Here is a 21,361-nt window from a genome sequence, read left to right on the forward strand (position 1 = left end):
CCCGGGATCAGTCCTGGCCGCCCAGGAAGGCGCCCTGCTTTTTCAATTGCGCCTGCAGCGCGGGGATGGATACGTCGCCGGGTGCAATGCCCTCGCGCAACGCCATCGCGGATGCCGTGCCCGCCGCCTCGCCCATGACAAAGCAGCTGCCGCTCACGCGGGCGGCAGATTGGCCTTCGTGCGTCATGGAGGCGCAGCGGCCCGCCACCAGCACATTGTCGGCCACGCCCGGGCCGCGCCGGGGCACCATCATGCGAAAGGGCAGCTGGTTGTAGCCGCGCGATTCCGGAATCGGCGGCCAGACCCATTTGACGTCGCCGGCGGTGTGCATCTCCAGCGGCCAGCCATTGACGCCGATGCTGTCGGGAAAGTCGGCGCAACCCAGCACGTCGTCCTTGCTGAGCACCGCCTCGCCGACGATGCGGCGGGTCTCGCGAATGCCAAGCTGCGGCGCGATGTCCAGCACATAGGCCTGTTCGAAGCCCGGCACCTTGCCGCGCAGGAAAGCCAGGTAGTTCATGATCTGCCGGCGGCCTTCCAGTTCGCCTGCCGACAGCGAATCCGCGTTGGTGCCGTCCGCGGCGCTGCCGTCGGCGTTGGCCAGCTGCGTGACGTTCACGCGCCATTCGTAATCGTGCTTTTGCGGGCGCACGATGGCGCCCTTGCGGGGAAAGGTGAATTCGCCGCTGGCTGTGGCCTCGTCCATCAGCGCCGGAATGGTCTTCCAGGCTTCCTGCGCCCGCGCGCCGTCGACATTGCCCACCTTGAACATCAGCGTGGGATACAGCATGTGGCCGAGCGCATCGCCCTTTTCAAACGGCAGGCCGCCCCATTGCGCGATATCGGCATCGCCCGAGCAGTCGATGAAGATCTTTGCGCGCACGGCGCAGCGGCCGGACTTGGTTTCCAGGAACAGGGCGTCCACGCGGCCCTGGTCGTCACGCGCGACACCGGTGGCCAGCGCGTGAAACAACACCTGCGCACCGCTGGCCTGCACCAGGCCGTCGGCAGCGCATTTGAACGCCGAAATGTCGTAGGCCTGCGCGTGGATCTTGCCCAGGATCAGATGCGGGTCGTTCAGCCCGTCCATCGCGCGCATGCGGTCGAGCAGGTCGTCGGTCATGCCGTGCACCACCTGCCGGATGTCGCCATGGATGTTGGCGTGCAGGCCGCAGAAGTTGGACACGCCGGCAGCGGTGCCCATGCCGCCCAGAAATCCATAGCGCTCCACCAGCAGCACACTGGCGCCATTGCGCGCGGCGCTGGCGGCCGCCAGCACGCCGGCCGGGCCGCCGCCCAGGACGACGACCTCGTACTCGCCATAAAGCGGCACCTGGCGGGCGGGTTCGGTGATGACCATCTGACTCTCCTTGCTTGTTGCTGTCGGCGCGCGGCCGGGCCGCGCGACGTCCTTACTGGCCCTTGATGCCCAGCTTCTTGATCAACGGCTCCCAGCGCTTCAACTCGTCGTCCATGTAGCTGCGAAACTGCGCGGGCGTATCGCCGACGGGGTCCATGAACTGCGCCTGCAGCCGCTTGGCGACCTCGGGGTCGTGAATGGCCTGGATCAGCGCGTCGGACAGCTTCTTCTGCACGTCCGCCGGCGTCTTGGACGACACCACGAAGCCGATCCACGCGGAACCTTCGATCCCTTGCACGCCGACTTCGGCCAGCGTCGGGATGTCGGGCAGCAGGGCGGAGCGCTTGGACGAGGTCACCGCCAGTGCCTTGAGCCGGCCGTCCTTGACCATGGGCATCACGGCTATGGGCGGCAGCGCGGCAAACTGCGTGTCGCCCGACAGCAGCGAGGTCAGCGCCGCCGGCGACGACGGGTAGGGCACATGCGTGGCGCGCGCGCCGATCTGCTGCAACAGCAACTCCACAGCCAGATGCGAGACCGTGCCCGCGCCCGGCGACGGGAAGTTGTACTTGTCCGGATTCTTCTTCAATGCCTCCAGCAGCTGGCCGATGTTGTCGATGCCGGCCGCGGACGGCACCACCAGCACATTGGGCTGGTGCACCGCCAACGTCAGCGGCGACAGGTCCTTGGCGGGCGCGTAGGGCAGCTTGTCGAACAGCAGCGTGTTGTTCACCAGCGGACCGGTGATCGACACGCCGAACGTGTAGCCGTCTGGCTTGGCATTGGCGATGGCGAACGTGCCGATGTTGCCGCTGGCGCCGGGCTTGTTCTCGACGACGATGGTCTGGCCCAGGATCGCGCTGGCCTTCTCGCTGACGATGCGCGCGACCTGGTCGGGGCTGGAGCCCGGGCCGAACGGCACCACGGCCTTGAGCGGCTGCGTGGGCCACGCGTCGGCGGCGGTGGCGGCCAACGGCGCCAGCAAGGCCAGGCCAAACGCCGCGGCACGGGTCGTAAAACGGCGTGCAAAACGGCGTGCAAGGCAGCGGCCCGGTTGCGAGGTCGAAGAATCAAGCATGCGTGTCTCCCACGTTCTTCATGGTGTCGAAATAGGTCTGTTCATTGGCGATGAAGGCGGCCACCATCGCGCGGTAGGTGGCGTCCACCACCTGCTCCAGATTCGTGAATCCCTGGTTGTGGCGCTGGGCCAGCGCCCGGGCCTTCTCGAAGACCTGCGCCTGGCGCGCGGGCGCGCTCACCTGAAAGGCGTCGCGCTTGAAGCGCGCGGCGTCCTTCACGTACATCGCCCGCTCGGCAATCAGCCGCACGATCTCGTCGTCCAGCCGGTCGATATTGGCGCGCACGTCCGCCAGGGTGGCGCACAGCGGGCGGTAGGCCGGGTCGGTGTACTCGCGCAGCGGGGCGCCTTGCGTGTCGGGTTCTTGCTTGCTCACTTGGTGTAGTCCGGTTGTTGCGCGGGCGCGGCCTCTTGGAAGGCCGGTTGCGCGTTGCAGTGTTCGACGACGCGCAGAATGCGCGGGTAGGGCGACAGATCGCAGCCCATGCGCTGCGCGTTGGCCACCTGCGGCACCAGGCAGCAGTCCGCCAGCGTGGGCGCATCGCCAAAGCAGTACGCGCCGTGTCCATGACGCGCCAGCAGCGCTTCCACCGCCGTCAGGCCTTCGCGGATCCAGTGGTGGTACCAGGCGTTCTTCTGCGCTTCGCTGGCGCCCAGCACTTCCTGCAGGTAGCGCAGGATGCGCATGTTGTTGACCGGGTGGATGTCGCACGAGATGGCGTGCGACAGCTCCAGCACGCGGGCGCGCGCCTGCGTGTCGGCGGGAATCAGGCGCGGCTCGGGATGCGTGGCGTCCAGGTAGTCGATGATGGCAAGCGACTGCGACAGCGCAACGTCGCCGTCGATCAGCAGCGGCACGCCGGCCGACGGGTTGCGCGCCACGTAGTCCGGCGCCCGCTGCTCCTGCTTGCGCAGGTTTACGGGCAGGTATTCATAGGACAGGCCCTTGAGCGCGAGCGCGATGCGCACGCGGTAGGACGTGGAGCTGTTGAAGAAGTTGTGCAGTTGCATGCGGGTCTCCCGGCCTCAAGCCATCTGCACGCTGAGCGTGCCCAGTCCGTCCACGCCGCCGACCATTCTGTCGCCGCGCACCACGGGGCCGACGCCTTCGGGCGTTCCGGTGTAGATCAGGTCGCCGGCCTCCAGGCGGAAGTACTTCGAGAGATACGCAATGGTTTCCGCGATGGACCAGATCAGCTTGCCGATGTCGCTGCGCTGGCGGTCGGCGCCGTTGACCTGCAGCCAGATGCCGGCCTGCTCGATGCCGCTGACCGATTGGGCCGGATGCAGCGGGCCGATCGGCGCGCTCTGGTCGAACGCCTTGCCCAGTTCCCACGGGCGGCCGGCTTCGCGCATCTTCATCTGCAGATCGCGGCGCGTCATATCCAGGCCGACGGCGTATCCCCACACGTGCTGCAGGGCCTCGTCGACGCTGATCTTGGCACCGCCCTTGCCGATGGCGGCGACCAATTCGACCTCGTAGTGCAGGTTGGCCGTTTCGGGCGGATAGGGCAGAGAGAGCGTGCTGCCTTGCGCGACCGGCACGACGGCGTCGGCCGGCTTGCAGAAGAAGAACGGCGGTTCGCGGTCGGGGTCAAAACCCATCTCGCGCGCGTGGGCGGCGTAATTGCGGCCCACGCAGTACACGCGGCGCACGGGGAAACTGTCCTGGCTGCCGGCGATGGGCACGGCAACGGGAGCGGCGGGAGCAAACACAAACGACATGGGTCACCCTTTGAAAGCGGAGGGAAATTTAAAAAGCGGCCGTGCGGCGGTGCCGCCGTCAGGCCATCAGGCCGTCAGTCGACGCGTTCTTCGCGCCACAGGCCCAGCGCGTCCTGCACCGGCCGATCGGAATAGCTGAAGAGTGTCGCGTCTTCCAGCGCGGCAAGCTGCACCGGCATCCAGGAGGGCGCGACGAACACATCGCGCGGCCCAAAATGAAACTCCTGGTCGCCGATGCGCGCCGTGCCTCGGCCCTCGACCACGCTGTACACCGTGGAGTCGGTCGTGCGCGTGGTCTTGCCCTGAAAGCCTGCCGGCAGGAACTGCATGAAGGTGGCCATCGTCGGCATGGGATAGCCGCCCGTGGCCGGATTCAGGTAGCGCAGCTTGACGCCGTCCCACGGGTCGAGCTCGCCGTGCCGGTAGAGCGCATCCAGCGCCTCGCGGCTGCGTTCGTAGGGGTAGTTGAAGATGGGCGAGGTGCCGCTGGAAACGTGATGCCGCACGGGCGCCATGTTGTGGCCAAAGCGCGCCATGCTGTCGCCTTCGGGCCGCGTGACCGGCTGCGTGGCGGACGGATAGTTCTCGGCAAAGCCGGCATCCAGGAAGCGCAGCAGCGGAATGTCCAGGCCGTCCAACCAGACCACCGGCTCGCCGCCTTCCACCGTTTCGGCGTTGCCGTGGTCGTGCCAGGTCCACGAGGGCGTAATGATGAAGTCGCCGGGGTGCATCGTGGTGCGCTCGCCGTTGACGGCGGTGTACGCGCCGCGGCCCTCGACGATGAAGCGCAGGGCCGATTGCGTGTGGCGGTGGCTGGGCGCGATTTCGCCGGGCAGGATGAGCTGCAGTCCCGCGTACAGGCTTTGCGTGATGCTGGCCTGGCCGGGCAGGCCCGGGTTTTCCAGGATCAGCACGCGGCGCACGGCTTCTTCCGCGGTGATCAGCGATCCGGACGCCATCACGTCGTCGCGCACGTCGTCGTACTTCCAGAGGGCGGGCACGCAGCGCGGTGCGGGTTGGCGCGGCACCAGGTTGTGCAGCGATTCCCACAGCGGGGCCATGTGTTTCTTGGCGATGCGCGCGTAATAACGGGCGCGGTCCGAAGCGGCGCTGTCCGCGCCGGCGCAATGACCGTCGTGCATGGTTGTCTCCTGTATGTCCGGCTGGTGCCGGCTTCTACGGGCGGCCGCCGCGTAAGTTCGCGGCTGGTCCTGATATGGAGACGATTATGCGAGCAGGAGCTATGTGGTTTGAAATGAAATTATCTTATTATCCATACCAATAACCATATACATACGAGACAAACCTCCCACCAAAAGGGCCTGCATGGACTGGACCCATCGCTTGCGGCTGCGCAATCTGAAGATGCTGCTCAGCCTGGCCCAGACCCGCAACATCAGCCACTCGGCCGCGATGCTCAACACGACGCAACCGGGCCTGTCGAAATGGCTGAAGGATCTGGAAGACGATATTGGCTTGTCGCTCTTCGAGCGTCACGCGCGCGGCCTGCGCCCGACGCCGCATGGCGACGTGCTGATCGCGCACGCGCAGCGCGTGGAGTCGCAACTGGATCGCGCCAGCGCGGACATGGCGGCCCTGCGCGAGGGCGGCGGCGGGCGCGTCGTGATCGGCGCATCCGGCGCGTCGGCCTCCGACACCGTGCCGCTGGCGGTGATGAAGCTGCTGGAACGCATGCCGCAGGCGCGCGTGAAACTGGTCGAGGGAACGACCGATCGTCTGCTGGCCCAACTGGCGCAAGGGGAACTGGATATCGTCGTGGGACGGTCGGCGCCGGAGCACCACGATCCCGCGATCCGCTTCGAGGCGCTGTACCTGGAACCCATCCATCTGGTGGCGCGGCCTCGCCATCCGCTCTTCGCAGTGGAGCAGCCAAGCTGGCAGGACCTGCTGTCCTACCGCTGGATCCTGTGGCCCAAAGGCACGCCCATCCGAAACGCGGTCGACGCCGCGTTGGCCGCGGCCGGACAGGCGCCGCCGCCCGACCATATCGAATCCAATTCCGTCACCGTCAACCTGACCCTCATCAACAACAGCGACATGATCGGCGTCGCGTCGCACCGCGCCGCGCTGCGCTTTTCGCAGATGCGGGCGATGCGCATCATTCCGGTGCGGCTGTCGGGGTTCGGGTCGGTCGCGATGTATTGGCGGGAGGATGCGTTCCGGCCCGTGGCGGTGGAAGAGGCAATGGCGGCGCTGCGAAGCACCGTAGCCGAACATGCCCCCGGCGTGACACGGCTATGACTCCCGAGCCCGCCTCCGGCCTGAACGCCCTGATTGATCAGTGCCGCAAGCTGGAAGCGGCATTGGAGGCGGGCAACGCCCCTTCCTCGTCCGCGGCGATGCACCGCTTCGTGGCCCACATGGACGAGGGCCGCACGCCGCCGGGCATGTGGTCGCCCTTGGTGCTGTCCGTGCTGGTGATGGCGGGTGGGCTGGGCGTCGGGATCGAATTGCTGAGCCTGCTGCTGCGATTTGCAGGCCCCGCGATGGCCGCGTTCGCGCTGGTCGCGGTGTGCGCGGGGACTGCGCTGGGCCTGTCGATCGGGATGGTCCTGATGATGGCGGGGCGGGTGCAGGGGGTGGTGCTGCTCAAGCGCCTGTCGATCGGTCTGATCGCCGTGGGCGCACTCGGCGGCATCGCCTGGACGCAGGGCGACGTCAGGGCGGTGGGGCCGGTGGTGGCGGTGCTCGGCGGGTTGGGGGCTTGGCTGGTGATGAATTCTGGCGGGTTTTATGTGTTTGTGGGGTATCGGGTGGCTTTGCGGTGTTTGGCGCGCCGGGCATAGCGATCACGTGCCGTCCGCGGGTACTTGAAGGGCACCTTGCAATTCGCGGCATGTCCTAGCGCCCCAGAGCTTCCGGCGGTGGCGGCGCACCTCGAACGTTGAAGGCGCGGCACACCGCGTACCAGCACAACGCGGAAAACATGTTGTAGGGGAAGAGCACGAGCCACATCGGCAGCAGCCAATTCTTTTTGCCTTGCATTTCGCCGGGTTCGCCTGAGCGCCAGGGCGCGTAGTGGCGCCAAGCTTCGGCGGGCGTCAGGCAAATCCGGTGGAGCGGGGCGTACCACCAATTGGGTTCGCCTGGCGCTGGCAACCTGTCGGGACCTTCTTCCATAAACTGCCGGATGTATTCCCACACCTGCGCGACGTATCGGGGGTCTGGGTCGTTGGAGTGGTTGCTGTCGACCCAGAGGACGATACGGTTCTTCTCTTGACCGGCCGTAGGCTTGGGGCCGAAGGCGAGGGCAAAGTTGGTGGTAAATCCAGCACCGCCAAATTCATTGCGCACGAATACGCCTCCCTCGGTCTGCGCCCAGTCGAACTGGATGAGGGTCTTGTTGCGTTGGTAATAAACTTTTTTGAGCCTGCGGTTGAAGTAGAAATTAGATAGGCGGGTAATGTAGAAAACTCGATACCAAGTCAGCAAGGCAAAAAAAGTGAACAGAACCACGCCGCCCGATACATACACTAGGACAAAGAGCTGCCTTTCCGATGAGTCTGTAGAAGCCGTTGGAATTTCGAAGTACATCCAAATCAAAAATAGCGATGCAAGTGCGTTAAAGGCCACATACAGCTTTCCCATGAAGACGGAATCCACTGCCCACGGATTGCGCAGCGAGAGGACCTCTTCGTCCATGTCCGCTAGTTGGTCGTTGATAACAGGAACTGATATTGATTTCTCGTGTTGCGAAAACAGCCAGGTGATTGCCATGAATCAGCTCATCAATTTAAAAGTGGTGAATACGACGGCGCTCTCATCAAGTCCTTGATTGGGCTGGTATTCAATTTTTAGTTCGACGCCGGACTTGCTCTTTGCTTGAATCTTGAAGTTAATTACCAGCTCGCCAGATGCGAGATGAAAGGCTGTTTTGGCAGCATTGACATCGCTCTCCTGACCAGCGTCCGGAGCGGACAGTTTGTACTTCCAGTCACTTTGTCCAGTGATATAGCCTCGAAGCAATACGGTGAATTCGGCGACGCTAGGTTCTGTCGGTACGCTATCGGTTGTAATCTGCCCCCAGTTCGGTATCGACCAAGCGGTGTTTTCATGCCAACGACTGTCTACGTTGGTGATTCCCAGCGACTTTGCCTGATGATCGTCAAGTAATACGGGTGCGAAATTGGCGGAATACCAAGCCTTGATCTCATCTCGTACCTCGGGATAAGGCGGTAGCCGATCGTTTGGATCTAGATTGATTCCCTTCCTTTTTTCCCCGTCGTTTTGCCTGGTGCCGAACACGCCTCGCACGGCCCATAATTCAAAAGGTTGATGGACGCGATCCTTTGCGTGGGCATGCAGTTCAAGGCCTATCGCAAGAACGCCGGCGCCAAGTAGCGCGAATGCTGCGGCAGCCCAGCCGGCGAAAGGGATGACAGCGGTTGCTCCGGCGATAGCGAGGGTTCCTTCCAAGAGCGCGACTCCTCCGAGGGTTGATGCAATCCCCCCTGCGAATGTGAGGCTGGCTGCTGCCATGTCTCCTTGTTTCGCTTGGCGAATGGCCTTCAGAGCGTCGGCCGAAAATCCGAGAAAGATGGCCGGATAACCCACCAACCGAGTAAACAAATTGCTGCTGATAAACCGAATGTGCCCATTCCCAAAAGTCATTCCCGGAACAGTCGCACTGACTCGCAACATAATGATCTTGTGAGAAGCCCGCGCGCTGACCAGCACAGCCGCTGCGGCGCCCGCCAGTCCGAAAAGCGCGGACGCGAAGCCAGCCGCGTATTCGAAAGACGGATCGCTCCGCAAGTTGGCGTAGGCGGTCCGAAGGCTCACGATGTTGAACCAGAGCATGCCTACGTTTAACGCTCCTCCGCCCGTCGTGTTGAGCAGCGATGCAATATTCGGCTTCACACGCCGCGTCAGGGTTTCCTCGATGGTCACTGTGCGGCTGCCGTGGACGCGTACCTTCTTTATCTCTTCGACCTTCGCCATGCCAGAATTGATGAGGTTGTCGACTTCTCTGCTGAAGGCATCCGGGCGTACAGCCTCGTCGGTGATTCGGTAGCGAGCGCTCAACAAGCCCATGGCCTTGCTTGCGTTGGCCTCATCGGCGGCGGCAAGTACCTGCTGCCGCAGGGTGCGGCTGGCATCCCAGCGAGTCTTTCCGCGCATGCGTTTGAGCACCACGGTGGTCACAGTGTGCGCTGTCAGGTCCGTGACGCCGGCTGTGGCGGGAAAGCGCCCCGCCAGATCCTCAATGATGTAATCCGCGGCACCCAGCAAAGACCCCACCGCATCGGCCTTTTCCTTGAAGGGATTGAATGGCGCCAACGCCGTGTAGATCGGGCTGTCATCCTCGTCGAGCCAAGCATTCAACCGCGTGAAGCGAGGGTCGTCGTCCTCGGTGCCGGGCAACGATTGGCTCATGGGATGAATCAGCATCGACAGGGACACTTCCAGCCCTATCGCTGATACTCGGTTGTTGCGATCGTAAGCGGTTAGGGGCGCCGCTAGGCTGTTCGGATCGTTCCCGCATGCGGTTTCGGCAGTGGCAAGCCACTGATCGTGATCTTCGCTCGCCTTGGCCACGATGGCGTGGAGACGTCGCAATCGGCTCTCAACCTCGTCGCGCTCGGCCAGGAATTGGTGATACTTGGCCTTGTCGATACGCTCTCCTAAACGACCGCCTGCGGGCGAAACGTGCTCGTTCGTAAGCACCTCGAAGACCATCTCGGAGGACGTGAAGCGACGGTGGTGACCAACCTGCTTTTGCTGATATTCATAGCGCAACTTGGCCAAATGTTCTGGCGCAAGCTTGTCGCGCGGGTACATGTTTCGCAAGGTCTTTTCAAGGAGTAACGCCACCAAATTGCGGTGATGGTAGCTTTGGCTCTTAGCGCTCAAGACCTCCACGTCCTGCCGGAATGCCCTCGGGAAATCCTTCGCGCCGAGCTCGGCGTTGTCCGTGCCGGAGGCCGAATGAATCTGTTCGGAGGGCATCAGGTCGCGTGTCTGATGCTGATACGCGGCGACGGACAGGCCGAGATCATGGCACAGTCCCTCCGCGTCATTGAGAACCACGACCGCCGGCACTCGCGCTTGCGTAAACCGATAGTGATTTCGTTGAGCTAGAAACGTGCCAACGGGCAGATCATCCTTGCTTGCATGGCTGCTCCAATCCAGCGGCAGACGCTCCTGGCGCGGCTTGAAGTCCTCGACCCACTGTGTCAATGCAACCGCCGGCAGCACGTGGGGCTGGCCAGAAGGCGATTTGACACCCGAGGTCAGTTCGGCCATGTCCAGGGGCCGCATATGAAGCCGCCGCACCGTGGCATCTGCGGAGATCCTGGCCGTCATGTCGTTGGTCCAGAGGTGCGGGCTATAGCCGACCCACACCTCCTTGGCAGTCTCGGGACTGGTGTCTGCCCACACCCACCCCATGCGTGCGCCCGCTTTGTACCTGTCCTTCCTGTCGTAGTTCTCCAGCCCGGTGTATGTCAATTCCTGATAATGACCTTCACCGTCGTACTCATGAATGACGAGCTTCTCGCCCTTTGGGCCTTTCATGAAGACATAGACATAGCCCGGACGAATGGCACGCAAGGTATACGAAGACAACTGCAGAAACGGAAAGCCCATTTCCAGGCTGAAGCCGGACTTGGCGTACCGATACTGGGCGGAGCCGTCCGAATTCGGAACAATCGCATATCGGATGGGAAGAATGGGAATGCGTGGGCAGCACGCCGGTGCGGACTTTGCGCCGCCTGCTGTGGTCTTAGTCATCAGCGGATTCCTGTGCGCGAACGAGCGCGTCCAGTTGACGCAGACGAGCCTGAGGCGACTCGGTCAAGTCATTGAGAATTTCGCGTACCTCATCTCTGGAGCAGCCACGGATGATGGGCGAACAGGTTTATGTATTGAGCCGTGACGGTTTCTTCGTGAAAATTCAGACGGTCGGCCAATTGAAGGAGTTGCTCTATCCAGTCGCGAATCTCTTCGAAGCTGCGACCGGTGTGATCGGGAATCGAATGCACCTCGTAGATGCGACTGTGCATGAAGTGCTCACGGATGTTTGCGTCGAAGCGTTCGAGCTCGTGAGGGCGCAGCATCAGTACACTCGTCTTGCCGTCAACATTTCCGGAAACGTCGCGATCCACGCGGCGCCAGTCGTGAACTGGACCCCAGCTAGCGCGCCAGAGCAAAGCGCTGATCGGACCAAGCCACGCATCGCGGTGGTCCTCGTCCAACGCCTCGAGCCAGGCGGCGAGGTGATGTGGTTGAACGTTCAAGGTGGCTTCGCCCTCACAAGACAGATCAAGCTGCACTAGACCTCTGAGGTGTGCCGCCATATCACCGAGATCGGCCGCCGCACCGATGAACATTGCGCCACCTGCGGGCGCCCAGTGCGTGAGAGCCTCTTGCATCAGCCCAGGCTGGCTCGTCGCGTCAACTAGCAGCGGGCCGCGGTCAAATTGCTCATCCAGTGGCGTGCCTTGCCAGACCCAAGCATGCCAGGGTAAGGGATCGAATTCTTTCACCATGTCCAACACGCCAGGCGCATAGGCGGGGCGGTATTCGCCCTCTTGCGGCACAGGGCGGTAGGCCCAGTTTTGTAGTGGCACGGTCATCAGCAACAGATAGCGGAACGGCGTGCGAGGAAGCGCATCCTGGGTGATGTCCTTACCCATGGATGTGATCCAAGGCGGAGCTTTGGGAAGTGTCATCGAGCGAGCCCTCCAAGACAGCGGCAGTCGGATAACGGGCAGGTACCGTCCGGACGGCGCCCGCACAGGCGGTCGATGGGTTTGCCCGTGGCCGGGTCACTCCGGATCGCAAATGGGTTGCCAGCCCCACCGCCCTTCTGGCTCATCGGCCCCTTGATCAAAATGGCGGTCCCCTCAAGCGTGATCCCCGACCCATCAATACGAATCGTCCCCCCAGGCCCTTTCAAAATCACGCTCTCCGCCGCCTGAAGCTCATACACCTTCGTGCGCTGCCGAATCGCCTGACCCGCCTGAAGCTCCGCGTGCCCCTCCACGCTCTGCTCCTGGTGCCCGCCAATACTCACCCAATGATTCGCCACAGTCTTGTCGCGGCGGTTGTTGCCCACTTCCTCGGTGCGGTCCTTGCCGGTGTAGATCGTGTGATTACGCCCCACCGTCAGAAAGTCGTCCCGCCCAATGTCGTGCCGCCGGTCCTGGCCGATGTTCACCTGTTCGTCATTGCCCACGGTCTCCCTGCGGTCGTGGCCAATGGTGATGGTTTCGTCGTTCTCGACCTGCTCGCTGCGGTCGTGACCCACGAACGTCGACTCGTCGTGGTTGACGTGGATGTTCTGGTCCTTCTGCGCGTGGACGTAGATTTCTTCCTGATCCTTCTCGTCCTCAAAGCGCAGTTCGTTGTACCCCTCGCCTTTGTGGGTCTTGGTCTTGATGGTCATCCGCGTCTTGTGGCGCGGCAGGTCGTAAGGCGGCAATTGCAGGCGGTTGTAGACTCGGCCGGTGATCACGGGTTGGTCGGGATCGCCGTCGAAGTACGAGACGATGACCTCTTGTCCGATGCGGGGAATGGCCATGTGGCCCCACGTGGCGCCAGCGATGTTCTGGGATACGCGTATCCAGCAGGAGCTGTGTTCGTCCTCCTTGCCGAGACGGTCCCAGGCGAACTGGACCTTCACGCGGCCGTATTCGTCGGTGTAGATCTCTTCATTGGGTGGGCCGACCACCACGGCGTTCTGTGGTCCCTCGATGCGCGGCCGGGGCAGCGGTTGTGCACGCCACTCGGCGTCGTCCGGAACTAGCTCGGCCTCGTAGCGATAATGCGTGCCGTGCGAGGCATCGGCGCTTTCCTCGGCTTGGCTTGTGTGTTGGATGCCGCGGTGGACAATGCGGACGGGGCGCCAGCCGCGGTTGAGATCTTCGCGAGGATGCCCGGCCAGGGTGAACGAAATACCCGGCTGCAGGCGCGGGTCATCGCCTTCAACAAAAGCGACCCGCGCATCGCGTCGGTGTCCGCGCAGCCGATTCTCGGCGAAGGGCTTGCCGGCCTCGTCGAACTTGGCGCGGGCCGGGTAGTCGTAGCGCTCGTAGCGGCGTCCCTGGTGGTCAAGATCCCGCCCATCTCGACTGTGCTGGTGGGTATAGCGCGGATGGTGAAAGGTGTAGTCGCGCTGGGTCTGGCGCGCGGTGCGCACGTTCTCGGTGTAGGCGAAGCGACGCAGCGCAGGCTGCGGCTGGTCGCCGCCGGGTGTCGGGTTGTACTGCACCGGCGCGTCGCCGACGCGGCCGTGGATGAAGAGGCGATCGCTGTGGACAAGTTGATGTCCTTCGGCGCCATGACGGAAGGAATAGAAGAAACCTTCCTCGCGCATGATGCGTTCGACAAAGTGGTAATCCGTGTCACCGGCCTGCACGCAGTATTCGCGAGCCTGGTGCTCGGCAGTGCTGCGCTGCTCGTAGTCCTGATTCAGGCCATGCGCCTTGAACACCGCCTCGGCGATCTGTGGAACGGTCAGCGCCTGGAAGATTCGCCAATCGGAACTGAGCTTCAGGCGCGCCAAGCGTGGCTCGACGATCGCCGAATACCGCGTGCGGCGAAAGCCGGTTTCGCCCTGGACGAATGAAGATACCGCGCCGTGCACGTGGCGAACCGGATTCTGTCCCTGCCAGATCGTGAGCAGCGCGGCTCGGTCCAGAACACTGCCAAAGTCGACGGCCGCATTGGCGCTGGCCAGTTCGATTTGCAGCACGTAAGTTTCGGAGAGGCCTTCCTGCAAGATGAACTCGACGACGTCGAAAGACGCGTCGCCGACGGTGAAGGTGAAGTGCAGATCGGATTGCGTGGGCATGATGTCTTATCTCCAGTTCAAAACTAGCCGCTTCACTGTTTGAGAATGCTCTCGAGCGAATCCAGCACCATCTGCGTGGCGGCGCCCAGTTTCAGGGAGAAGTACAGAAACGCTGCGGCCACCACAACCGCGGCTAGCGCCCAAGGCGTCCAAAGCGGCCACTGCCGGTCCAGCCTGTGACGGAGCGTGGAGATGTTCGCAGGAGCGTCGACCAAACGTTCGGGCACGTCTCCCCGCAGCTGGCGCAGTTGCTCATGCAGCCGGGTAATAAGGGCGTTCAGCGTGTCTTTGTTGTTGTGCTGTTGGCCATACTTGCCCTGATAGCCCAGACACAGGCAGAGGTACTTGAACTCGAGGGCGTCGCGGTACTTGACGGCGTCCATCTGCATTCGCGCCAGCACCGTGAAGAACTTCTCGCCACCCCAGGTTTCGTTGTGGTGATAGCTCAGGAGAGACCGTCCTTTCCATCGCGAACCCACACCCCATGGCGTCGCCATCACTGCTTCATCGATGAAGGCGCACAGGGCGTAGCGGAAGGACAGCTGCGTCGCCCCGTCGTATCCAAGCTGCCGAACCTCTTCCGAGAGCGCGGTGATATGGTCCCGGACGTTCTCATATAGCCGATTCACATCGTCTTCCGGCAGGTCCTTCATGCGGCGCACCCGCATCACCAGGCCGAACAGCGGCTGGGCGATGTCGACCAAGGGGTTGATGCTGTGGCCGCGCAACTGAAATTGCAGATCCTCGTCCGCATTGATGCGGTCCACCCCTTCGTAGAGCACCCGATCCGCGTCACGGATACTGGGTTCCCGAGGGGTACGCATGAAGTCGTCCGGCACCTTGGGCAGAACGGAAGGAGAGGGACTGGTCTCAATGCGGTCGTTGCCGACCATCACGTTATGGCTCATCTCATTGACTCCGAATGGCCCAGAACTGCAGCTCCAGCTCGGGGAAGTCCCCGGTGATGTGGAAGCCGAATCCGGTTGTCCCCTGCGGCATCAGGCGCTGCCAATGGGGATGCGACCGGTCCAGCTGAAAATAGGTGAAACCGGCGTGGAAAGGCAGATGGCGCGGCGCAACCGGCAGTGTCATCAATGGAATTCCCGGCAACTGCAATCGGATCAGTTCCTGCAGCAACTGATGCGAGGCCATCTTCGCCTGGCGCACAAACTGTTGCCGCATTTGCTCCAAGGGCATTCGCGCGCGAACGGCGAGGATGAACTCGGCGCTTTGCAGCAGGCTGGGATCGTGGACTTGCGCCGTGAATACACCATGGCCTTGCTTGTCCAGCGGCAGCGACACGGCGCGCGGCTGCAGCACCGTGCTCAGCACGCGGCGCAGCGTCTCCTTCAGCATGCGGAAAGAGGTCTGTGGCGTGTCGTGCTGATAGGCGGGGTAGTCCTGCGGTAAACGTCCCTCGTCGGTAAAGGTGGTCAGTTCGCCGCAGGCTTGGCCGCACGCCAGATAGGCATCGACCGGTCGCACATCGGCGTCGCGCGCCAGGTGCCGGAACAGATGCTGCCATCGGTTGAGCGCTTGCAGCAGGTTGAAGTCTGTAATGTCTGCGACGCCGGACTGGCCGGGCGACCCGATCCGCTGCGCGATGCTTTTCGCGCGCTCGTGCATCAGCGCGGCAATCTCTTCCATGAAGTGCGCCAGCGGGCGGATGGCCTGCAGGTACATGCCCGTGATGTGAAAGTCGCTGTCCAGCAGCAGGCTTCCGTCGGGCCGCCTGTCCAGGATCCGGCTCAATGCCAAGCCCGTGAAGGCGCTTCGATCGTCTCGTTCCAATGCCAGTTGCAGATTGGGCACGGCCAAGGCGATGGGCGTGTGATTGCCTTGATGGCTGTGCGTGTCGCGGATGTCTTCGGTGTGATGAAGGTAGCGGGCGTTGCCCAGGGTGTCCGGCCAACGAACCTCGGATGTCCCGTCCGAGCGCAGCGGCAGCGTCAGGTATACCGTCTGATTGGCGGCAGTTGCATCAGGAATCGACAGGGGCTCGGGCGGCGGCTGGTCGTGGGGGATGTTGAAGGCGGTACCGTCCGGCATGATGCCGCGTGCACGCACGATGGAGATCTTGCCGAACGACAGAAACTCCTGATTCAACTCCAGCTCCGAGAAGCCATAACAGTACCTGCTGCCCATGCGCACATTGACGTAGTGCTCGAGGTATCGGTCGGTCTGCTGGAAGTGCTGGGGTTTGACGAATTGCCCTTCGCCCCAAACGACGGGATTGCGGCTGGTCATTGTTGTTCTCTCGCTTGATTGCTGGCAAGTTGAGCGGTCTTGGCTGGCCGGTAGCTCTCGTCGGTGATGGCGACCCGAGTGTCTTGCAAGGTCACCAGCAAGGCATACTTGCGGCTGCGCGGCTCCACCCGGAACACGTCGTACCAACGCTGGGCGTCGGGCGCATGAAAGACCGCCACGACCGCGACGTAATGGGTGTCCTCGTCCAGGTCGCGATAGTTGATGAACTTGAATTGGCCGGGCGCGAGCAGGTAGTCGTCGGCTGTGATGTAGGTGCTTCCAAGCGCCTTTTTGGGGGCACTGCGGACCAGATCGGGATCGGCGTTTTCCAGCAGCGAATCGTCCTTGAGCTGGATCACGCGAAAGGAGACAGGCGTGGCATTGGCATGATCCTGGGCCGCCAGCGGCGCGGGCGCCAGGGGAACGCCATCGCGGTACTGGCCAAGCGCCACGTCCTCTCCACGGGGGCTGGCAGCATGGCCAGCCGCGGGGGCTGAATCTTGCTCGTCTTCACCTTGGCGCAGTTGCCACTGCACCGGAAAGGGAGCCTGGTTCGTCGCCACGCTGTCCGTCCACAGGCTTTCAGAAGAGGGGTTCATGACGATGGAGCGAGACTTGAAGACTTTGGTCAGCGCGGACCTGACGGCCTTACTCGTGCCGTCTTCTGACGGCGCCGCCGGCGATTCCGCTTGATGCAGGTGTTCAAGCAAGGCTTGCAGACGATGCACTAGGTCTTCGCGGGTTTCACCCTGCACATTGACCGAGAACGACCGTTCATTCACCGGCGCCGTCGTCGGATCCGAGTCCGGTTCGGCAACCGGATTGGGATTCACGTCCTTGGCGGCGTACAGGCTCAACGCCACCTGCGTTGGCTGATCCTCTGGCGGGCCCACCTGGATGTCTGGATCCATCAGGATCTGCCCCGTCTTGGTGAGGACGTTGCCCACGGTGCCGCATCCGGACAGCAAGGATGCGGCGCACAGAAGTGCAACGGCTGGCCTCATGGCTCTTCCTTGCGCAGCGACTGGTCGTAGGCTTGGTCGAAGACCTCCCAAAACAGTTTGTCGAAGCCTTGCTGGCGGCTGGATCTGAGTTCTTCGTAGTAATGCCGGTACATCTGCCAGGCCCCGTCACCAGGTAACGCTTCGTGCTGCTGGCCGGACCGGTAGCGGGCAAACCGGCGTTCAAGCTGGTCCGGCGAGAACGCTTGCAACAGCGCACTCAGACCGGCGGTGATGGCGTCTAGCATCGCGCGATGCTGTTCGGCTATCTGCTCGAGCGATTCCTCGACGGCGGCGGTGGGAGACAGGTGGACCATGCTGCGGTCCCGGGAAAAGAGAGCGCGCACGGTGTCTGGATAGGTCTGCGGGAGGCGCAGCGGATTGTCTTCGATGGGCTGCAGTGTGCGTTTGGCGAGTGCCAGCCGTGCGCCCTGAGGTGCGCGATTCAATGCGGCGAGGCCGCGAATGAGCGCGGCTAGCGTGGTCCCCGCCTCGAACAGCAGGATGTACGCATCGTGCGGGTCCACTGCGCCCACAGGCGCGCCTAGCCCTTCGACCAAGGGCGCCACAAGGCCCGCCGCATCGCCGCCGTGGTTGAACTGATTCTGGATCCATTGATCGGATGCTCGGGGGACTGCAGAAGAAGAGGGGTGTCCCGACATGGGGGGATCTCCGAAGGCATGCAAAGGGGAGCCGGAAACGGCTTCGAATCGGGTCGTGGACAGGTCGGCCTGCGCGGCCAACTGCGTCTGGCCGTAATGCCTGGAATCCAGCGAAGCGGCGTTGTCGGCTGACGCGGGGGCCGGACGGATGGCTTCTTGGAGCGCCAGCAAAGGGTCCAGCTGTCCTTGCGTCGAGGGCTCCGACAAGGCGTTGAACTCGCGCCAGCCACGTTCTGACGGCGGGTTTGGCGCCGGCGCTCCGTCGCCGTGGGGCAGGGCCCCGATATGTTCGTTCGATGTGCCAAGCAGCTCGGCGACCTCATGCTCGGCGAGATGCCGGGCTGGGTCGGGCAAGGCGTATGTCTCGTCATCCAGGTTGACGGTCAGGCGATAGGGCCCTACGTGCAGGATGTCTCCCCCGCGCAGTCGAACGCTGACAAGCGCGCCAAGCGGGTCCATTTGGTCGTTCACACGCGTCTGTCCGCAGCGATCGATGACGAAGTAGCCGCCATCTTCGTAGCGGACCTCGCAGTGGATGGACTGGACGCGGCCCGACCTGTCATGCAGGATCCAGTCCGCCCCGTGCGCGCCGATCGTGCCGCCTGCGATATCGAACAGGCACCGGGGCTGGCTGCCTTTCTGCAGGGCCTGAGGGTTGTCGACCACGAGAGCAAGGCGATGATGAGAGGATGTCGGGATCATGTGCGCAGGGAAACTCTGACGGGCGGCGGGAGGGTCGAGGCCGGCTGTTCAAGAAAACTGGTCCAACCCAGTTGCGTGCCGCCGGCAAGCCGAAGATTGAAGGGAAGCACTTCGTCTTGCCGTAGGCCAAGCTCGAGGTCGCAGGGAATCGGGTCGCGCAGCAGAAAAACGACGAGCTGGCGCAGGCGCTCGAAGTTTTCGCCGTGGGGCAGAAACTCGCGAAATCGCGCCTGGCTCAAGTGCGATATCACGATGACGAAGCTGCTGTGCCGCGTGCGTATGCTGTCGCCGATCTGGAAGCTGTGGCTAAGCTGACCGTTGTTCACGCCAAGCCTGATTCGATCGGAATCGTCGATGACGGCGTGCCGAAGCGCGAAGTCGCGAATCTGCACATCCTCCAGGTCGAAGCAATGCGCGATCAGCCCGGCCAGCATCGCGGGCGAGCGGCTGCGCAGAACCACCGCGCCAGCAAAGCTCAGCAGCCGGCTCCAGGCGATTGGCGTGTCGCCCCGGGTCGCGTCATGCTGCAGACCGATAAGCGCGAAGATTCGGCGAGAGAACTGGTCATCCGCGCCACGCCGGAAGCGGATGTGATAGCGATACTTGCGCCAGGCCTGGTGCAACAACGTCAACAGGCGATGGTTAAAGAAGTCCAGGAACGCGGGGCGGATGCCCACGCCTTGGCCGGCCTCGTAGGCTAGGCGGTCAAGGTAGTAGCTCGGCAGGGGAGAATCCGTGCCGTGCATCCCGAAGAACGTGGCTTGCACCCGGTACTGATGCGGAACCTGACTTTCAAGGCGTTCGGCCAGCGCGACGTCGGACGCCGGAAAACCCAGCCCCGCGTGATTGCTCAGGAGAATGCGCTGGTGATCCGCGTCGAAGGTGTCGGATGATTCCAGGTCGTCATCGTGCAGCCCATGCAGCCGCTCCAGCAGGCAGAAGAAGTCATGTCTCTTGGCCTCGGCCAACAATGAATCGCTCAGATCAGGGGCTGGGTTCCGCTGCGCATCGGCCATGCGTAGTGCTCCTGATTGGTCATGTTGATCGCTTCCAGTACGTGGAACGACGACAGGCTGGCGTACAGCGACAGGAAGTGGCTGAGCACTGTCCCGAAAAGATAAAGGTCGCCTTCGCAGGAAAATCCTTCCTGATCGAGCTTCAAGAGGGTGCGGGTGCCTCGGATGGGAAGACCCTTGTACATGCGGTCGATGGGCTCACTGACCACGGCCTTCAAGCCGTCCAGGCGCTTTTGCGTCGTTCGGGCACGCTGGATGTCGTGATGAGCCGAGAAGTCGTAGTTGCCAAGAATGGCTTTGAGGGGTTCGGCCGACAGCAGCGAAAGGTAGGTGGGTGAAAGGTTGGAGATCAGACTCCAATGCAGATCGCCAGCCAGTACGGGACGGTATGGCGGCGTGGGTGTCGTCAGGTTCTTGAAGCGAACGAATGCGGGGGTGTCGCGCGACCCTTCGCGGATATCGCCGACGCCCAACGCAAGCGGGTAATCGCGGTTGGTGCAGGTCAGCGAGAGCGACACCGTTTCCTCTCGGCCAATGTAGTGGCGGTCATCGCCCCGCACGAACGCAATGCGGTGGTCGATGCCCGAGTCGGAGGGTGACGGCGACAACCGCGTGCGGTAGTACAGTGTGGTCCGCCCGCGTTCGTGTTCGATCTGATGACGCAGCGACTCAAAAGGTTCGTAGGTACGTAGCCATTCTCCCGGCTGATCGCTGTCGCCGTTCTTCCATCCATCGACCTTGTCGATACTGAAGATCTCGAACGCATCAGGCCGGTGGCCGCCGGGTTGGAGCCGGTATTCGGCGGCCCTTCCGGTCAGGCGAATAGGCTCGGCGTCGTGTTCGAACAGGTTGACGGCCGGCGTGCAGTAAAGCGCGATGTCTGCCTTGCGTACCCGCACGTCCGCCGGCATGGGGCGCGTGAAGTGAAACTCAATGCGTATGTTTGTCGTGGGAAGGTCGGGCCACAGCCCAAGCAGGTGCGTCAGTGAAAAAAAGTAGAAGCGCCTAGGAAAGAGAAAGTACTCCTGGAGGATGCGGTATCCATCCATGGCGTTCTTGGGGTAGGGCAGCAGGGCAGAGTCGGGGGTGAATCCGGAAAATTCGATTTGGCCGACCGGAATGTGGCGAACCCGGCCAGCGGACTCCATGCGGATCTCGCCCAGGTACTTGGCCAGCCATAGATACAGTGTCTGTGCGGTGTAATCGCTGCCGCTCAGGTAGAACTCTAGTTGGTCACAGCCAAACGTACTGGGCGGGTTTTGGCTCAGGGTGGCGAGGTCAATGCGGACAATCGACTTTTCCAGTGAATGGCCATCATCGACCCCTGCGACCTCGAAGGGGAAGATCGACACGTCCTGACTCGTGCGGAACTGGCATTGCACGCCGTCCACGGCCCGCGACTGGATGCTGGTTCCACGCGGCACGGTCTGGCGGCCGGTGATGGAGTGGTCGGTGGGTTCGAACTGCATGATCGTGGCGCTGGGTAGGGGCCGCAGATAGTTGGGCCACAGCATTTGCAGCAGCGAGTGCGTCAGTTCGGGAAAGTCGTCTTCGATCTTCAGACGCAGTTTTGCCGTGAGGAAGGCAAAGCCCTCGAGCAGTCGCTCCACATCGGGGTCCGTGGCTTCCTCGCCCAGAAACGGGGCCAGCTGCGGGTTATTGCGTGCGAAGACGCGCCGCAAGCGGCGCAAGTAATCCAGTTCCTCTCGGAATTTTCCCTTCAGTGGCATCCGGTCAGCCTCCCTTGGCTACT

18 protein-coding genes are annotated in these 21,361 nt (G+C 62.8%); 2 read left to right on the forward strand and 16 right to left on the reverse strand.

The features are described from left to right. Positions 1-7: 7 nt before the first annotated feature. The 6 genes from KVT32_RS11900 to gtdA form a co-directional block, all read right to left on the reverse strand. Entirely contained in the window at positions 8-1,360 is a 1,353-nt protein-coding gene (locus KVT32_RS11900) for an FAD-dependent oxidoreductase (protein WP_152382784.1), read from the reverse strand. A 52-nt stretch (positions 1,361-1,412) separates the two neighbouring features. After that, the gene (locus tag KVT32_RS11905; protein ID WP_227741317.1) at positions 1,413-2,438 is read right to left on the reverse strand and encodes a tripartite tricarboxylate transporter substrate binding protein; all 1,026 of its coding nucleotides are present in this window, start codon (positions 2,436-2,438) and stop codon (positions 1,413-1,415) included. Then, entirely contained in the window at positions 2,431-2,814 is a 384-nt protein-coding gene (locus tag KVT32_RS11910) for a chorismate mutase (protein WP_152382783.1), read from the reverse strand. The genes KVT32_RS11905 and KVT32_RS11910 overlap by 8 nt, the downstream gene beginning before the upstream one ends. Then, entirely contained in the window at positions 2,811-3,449 is a 639-nt protein-coding gene (maiA, locus tag KVT32_RS11915; protein WP_152382782.1) for a maleylacetoacetate isomerase, read from the reverse strand. Before maiA ends, KVT32_RS11910 begins: the two co-directional genes overlap by 4 nt. 15 nt (positions 3,450-3,464) lie before the next feature. Then, positions 3,465-4,163, reverse strand: a complete 699-nt coding sequence (locus tag KVT32_RS11920; protein ID WP_152382781.1) for a fumarylacetoacetate hydrolase family protein — start codon at positions 4,161-4,163, stop codon at positions 3,465-3,467. Positions 4,164-4,237: 74 nt separating this feature from the next. Further along, positions 4,238-5,305: a gentisate 1,2-dioxygenase gene (gene gtdA / locus KVT32_RS11925; RefSeq protein WP_180097463.1), complete on the reverse strand. Its 1,068-nt coding sequence runs from the start codon at positions 5,303-5,305 to the stop codon at positions 4,238-4,240. Positions 5,306-5,489: 184 nt separating this feature from the next. Here gtdA and KVT32_RS11930 point away from each other — a divergent pair, with 184 nt between their 5' ends. Both KVT32_RS11930 and KVT32_RS11935 read left to right on the forward strand, forming a co-directional pair. Continuing rightward, positions 5,490-6,425 carry a LysR family transcriptional regulator gene (locus KVT32_RS11930; protein ID WP_217618247.1) on the forward strand — a complete coding sequence of 312 codons (936 nt, stop codon included), beginning with the start codon at positions 5,490-5,492 and terminating at the stop codon, positions 6,423-6,425. Beyond that, positions 6,422-6,970, forward strand: a complete 549-nt coding sequence (locus KVT32_RS11935; protein WP_217618248.1) for a hypothetical protein — start codon at positions 6,422-6,424, stop codon at positions 6,968-6,970. Before KVT32_RS11930 ends, KVT32_RS11935 begins: the two co-directional genes overlap by 4 nt. 55 nt (positions 6,971-7,025) lie before the next feature. Here KVT32_RS11935 and KVT32_RS11940 read toward each other — a convergent pair whose 3' ends face one another. The 10 genes from KVT32_RS11940 to tssF all read right to left on the reverse strand — a co-directional run bounded on the left by KVT32_RS11940 (position 7,026) and on the right by tssF (position 21,338). Beyond that, on the reverse strand, positions 7,026-7,901 hold the full coding sequence (locus tag KVT32_RS11940; protein ID WP_193725333.1) for a DUF6708 domain-containing protein: 876 nt from the start codon (positions 7,899-7,901) through the stop codon (positions 7,026-7,028). Between the two features lie 3 nt (positions 7,902-7,904). Continuing rightward, complete coding sequence (locus KVT32_RS11945) at positions 7,905-10,916, reverse strand: T6SS effector BTH_I2691 family protein (protein ID WP_152382778.1); 3,012 nt, start codon at positions 10,914-10,916, stop codon at positions 7,905-7,907. Positions 10,917-11,005: 89 nt separating this feature from the next. Further along, positions 11,006-11,821, reverse strand: coding sequence for a DUF4123 domain-containing protein (locus KVT32_RS11950; protein WP_217618249.1), 816 nt, complete (start codon positions 11,819-11,821; stop codon positions 11,006-11,008). A gap of 32 nt (positions 11,822-11,853) precedes the next feature. Next, the gene (locus KVT32_RS11955; RefSeq protein ID WP_152382776.1) at positions 11,854-13,980 is read right to left on the reverse strand and encodes a type VI secretion system Vgr family protein; all 2,127 of its coding nucleotides are present in this window, start codon (positions 13,978-13,980) and stop codon (positions 11,854-11,856) included. 32 nt (positions 13,981-14,012) lie between these two features. Then, complete coding sequence (gene icmH / locus KVT32_RS11960; RefSeq protein WP_152382775.1) at positions 14,013-14,888, reverse strand: type IVB secretion system protein IcmH/DotU; 876 nt, start codon at positions 14,886-14,888, stop codon at positions 14,013-14,015. Position 14,889: 1 nt separating this feature from the next. Then, entirely contained in the window at positions 14,890-16,227 is a 1,338-nt protein-coding gene (gene tssK / locus KVT32_RS11965) for a type VI secretion system baseplate subunit TssK (protein WP_152382774.1), read from the reverse strand. Then, on the reverse strand, positions 16,224-17,231 hold the full coding sequence (gene tssJ / locus KVT32_RS11970) for a type VI secretion system lipoprotein TssJ (RefSeq protein WP_152382773.1): 1,008 nt from the start codon (positions 17,229-17,231) through the stop codon (positions 16,224-16,226). Before tssJ ends, tssK begins: the two co-directional genes overlap by 4 nt. Next, the gene (gene tagH / locus KVT32_RS11975; protein ID WP_152382772.1) at positions 17,228-18,592 is read right to left on the reverse strand and encodes a type VI secretion system-associated FHA domain protein TagH; all 1,365 of its coding nucleotides are present in this window, start codon (positions 18,590-18,592) and stop codon (positions 17,228-17,230) included. Before tagH ends, tssJ begins: the two co-directional genes overlap by 4 nt. After that, positions 18,589-19,608: a type VI secretion system baseplate subunit TssG gene (gene tssG, locus KVT32_RS11980; RefSeq protein WP_217618250.1), complete on the reverse strand. Its 1,020-nt coding sequence runs from the start codon at positions 19,606-19,608 to the stop codon at positions 18,589-18,591. The genes tagH and tssG overlap by 4 nt, the downstream gene beginning before the upstream one ends. After that, entirely contained in the window at positions 19,572-21,338 is a 1,767-nt protein-coding gene (gene tssF / locus KVT32_RS11985) for a type VI secretion system baseplate subunit TssF (protein WP_152382770.1), read from the reverse strand. Before tssF ends, tssG begins: the two co-directional genes overlap by 37 nt. Positions 21,339-21,361 lie beyond the last annotated feature (23 nt).

It is taken from the genome of Achromobacter sp. GbtcB20 (assembly GCF_019091095.1).
GTDB classification, from domain to species: Bacteria; Pseudomonadota; Gammaproteobacteria; order Burkholderiales; family Burkholderiaceae_B; genus Achromobacter; species Achromobacter mucicolens.

Bases quoted from the DNA above. Each gene is read 5' to 3' on its own strand.
- KVT32_RS11900 (WP_152382784.1), bottom strand. From the start codon at position 1,360: ATGGTCATCACCGAACCCGCCCGCCAGGTGCCGCTTTATGGCGAGTAC.
- KVT32_RS11905 (WP_227741317.1), bottom strand. From the start codon at position 2,438: ATGCTTGATTCTTCGACCTCGCAACCGGGCCGCTGCCTTGCACGCCGT.
- maiA (WP_152382782.1), bottom strand. From the start codon at position 3,449: ATGCAACTGCACAACTTCTTCAACAGCTCCACGTCCTACCGCGTGCGC.
- KVT32_RS11920 (WP_152382781.1), bottom strand. From the start codon at position 4,163: ATGTCGTTTGTGTTTGCTCCCGCCGCTCCCGTTGCCGTGCCCATCGCC.
- gtdA (WP_180097463.1), bottom strand. From the start codon at position 5,305: ATGCACGACGGTCATTGCGCCGGCGCGGACAGCGCCGCTTCGGACCGC.
- KVT32_RS11930 (WP_217618247.1), top strand. From the start codon at position 5,490: ATGGACTGGACCCATCGCTTGCGGCTGCGCAATCTGAAGATGCTGCTC.
- KVT32_RS11935 (WP_217618248.1), top strand. From the start codon at position 6,422: ATGACTCCCGAGCCCGCCTCCGGCCTGAACGCCCTGATTGATCAGTGC.
- KVT32_RS11940 (WP_193725333.1), bottom strand. From the start codon at position 7,901: ATGGCAATCACCTGGCTGTTTTCGCAACACGAGAAATCAATATCAGTT.
- KVT32_RS11945 (WP_152382778.1), bottom strand. From the start codon at position 10,916: ATGACTAAGACCACAGCAGGCGGCGCAAAGTCCGCACCGGCGTGCTGC.
- KVT32_RS11950 (WP_217618249.1), bottom strand. From the start codon at position 11,821: ATGGGTAAGGACATCACCCAGGATGCGCTTCCTCGCACGCCGTTCCGC.
- KVT32_RS11955 (WP_152382776.1), bottom strand. From the start codon at position 13,980: ATGCCCACGCAATCCGATCTGCACTTCACCTTCACCGTCGGCGACGCG.
- icmH (WP_152382775.1), bottom strand. From the start codon at position 14,888: ATGAGCCATAACGTGATGGTCGGCAACGACCGCATTGAGACCAGTCCC.
- tssK (WP_152382774.1), bottom strand. From the start codon at position 16,227: ATGACCAGCCGCAATCCCGTCGTTTGGGGCGAAGGGCAATTCGTCAAA.
- tssJ (WP_152382773.1), bottom strand. From the start codon at position 17,231: ATGAGGCCAGCCGTTGCACTTCTGTGCGCCGCATCCTTGCTGTCCGGA.
- tagH (WP_152382772.1), bottom strand. From the start codon at position 18,592: ATGATCCCGACATCCTCTCATCATCGCCTTGCTCTCGTGGTCGACAAC.
- tssG (WP_217618250.1), bottom strand. From the start codon at position 19,608: ATGGCCGATGCGCAGCGGAACCCAGCCCCTGATCTGAGCGATTCATTG.
- tssF (WP_152382770.1), bottom strand. From the start codon at position 21,338: ATGCCACTGAAGGGAAAATTCCGAGAGGAACTGGATTACTTGCGCCGC.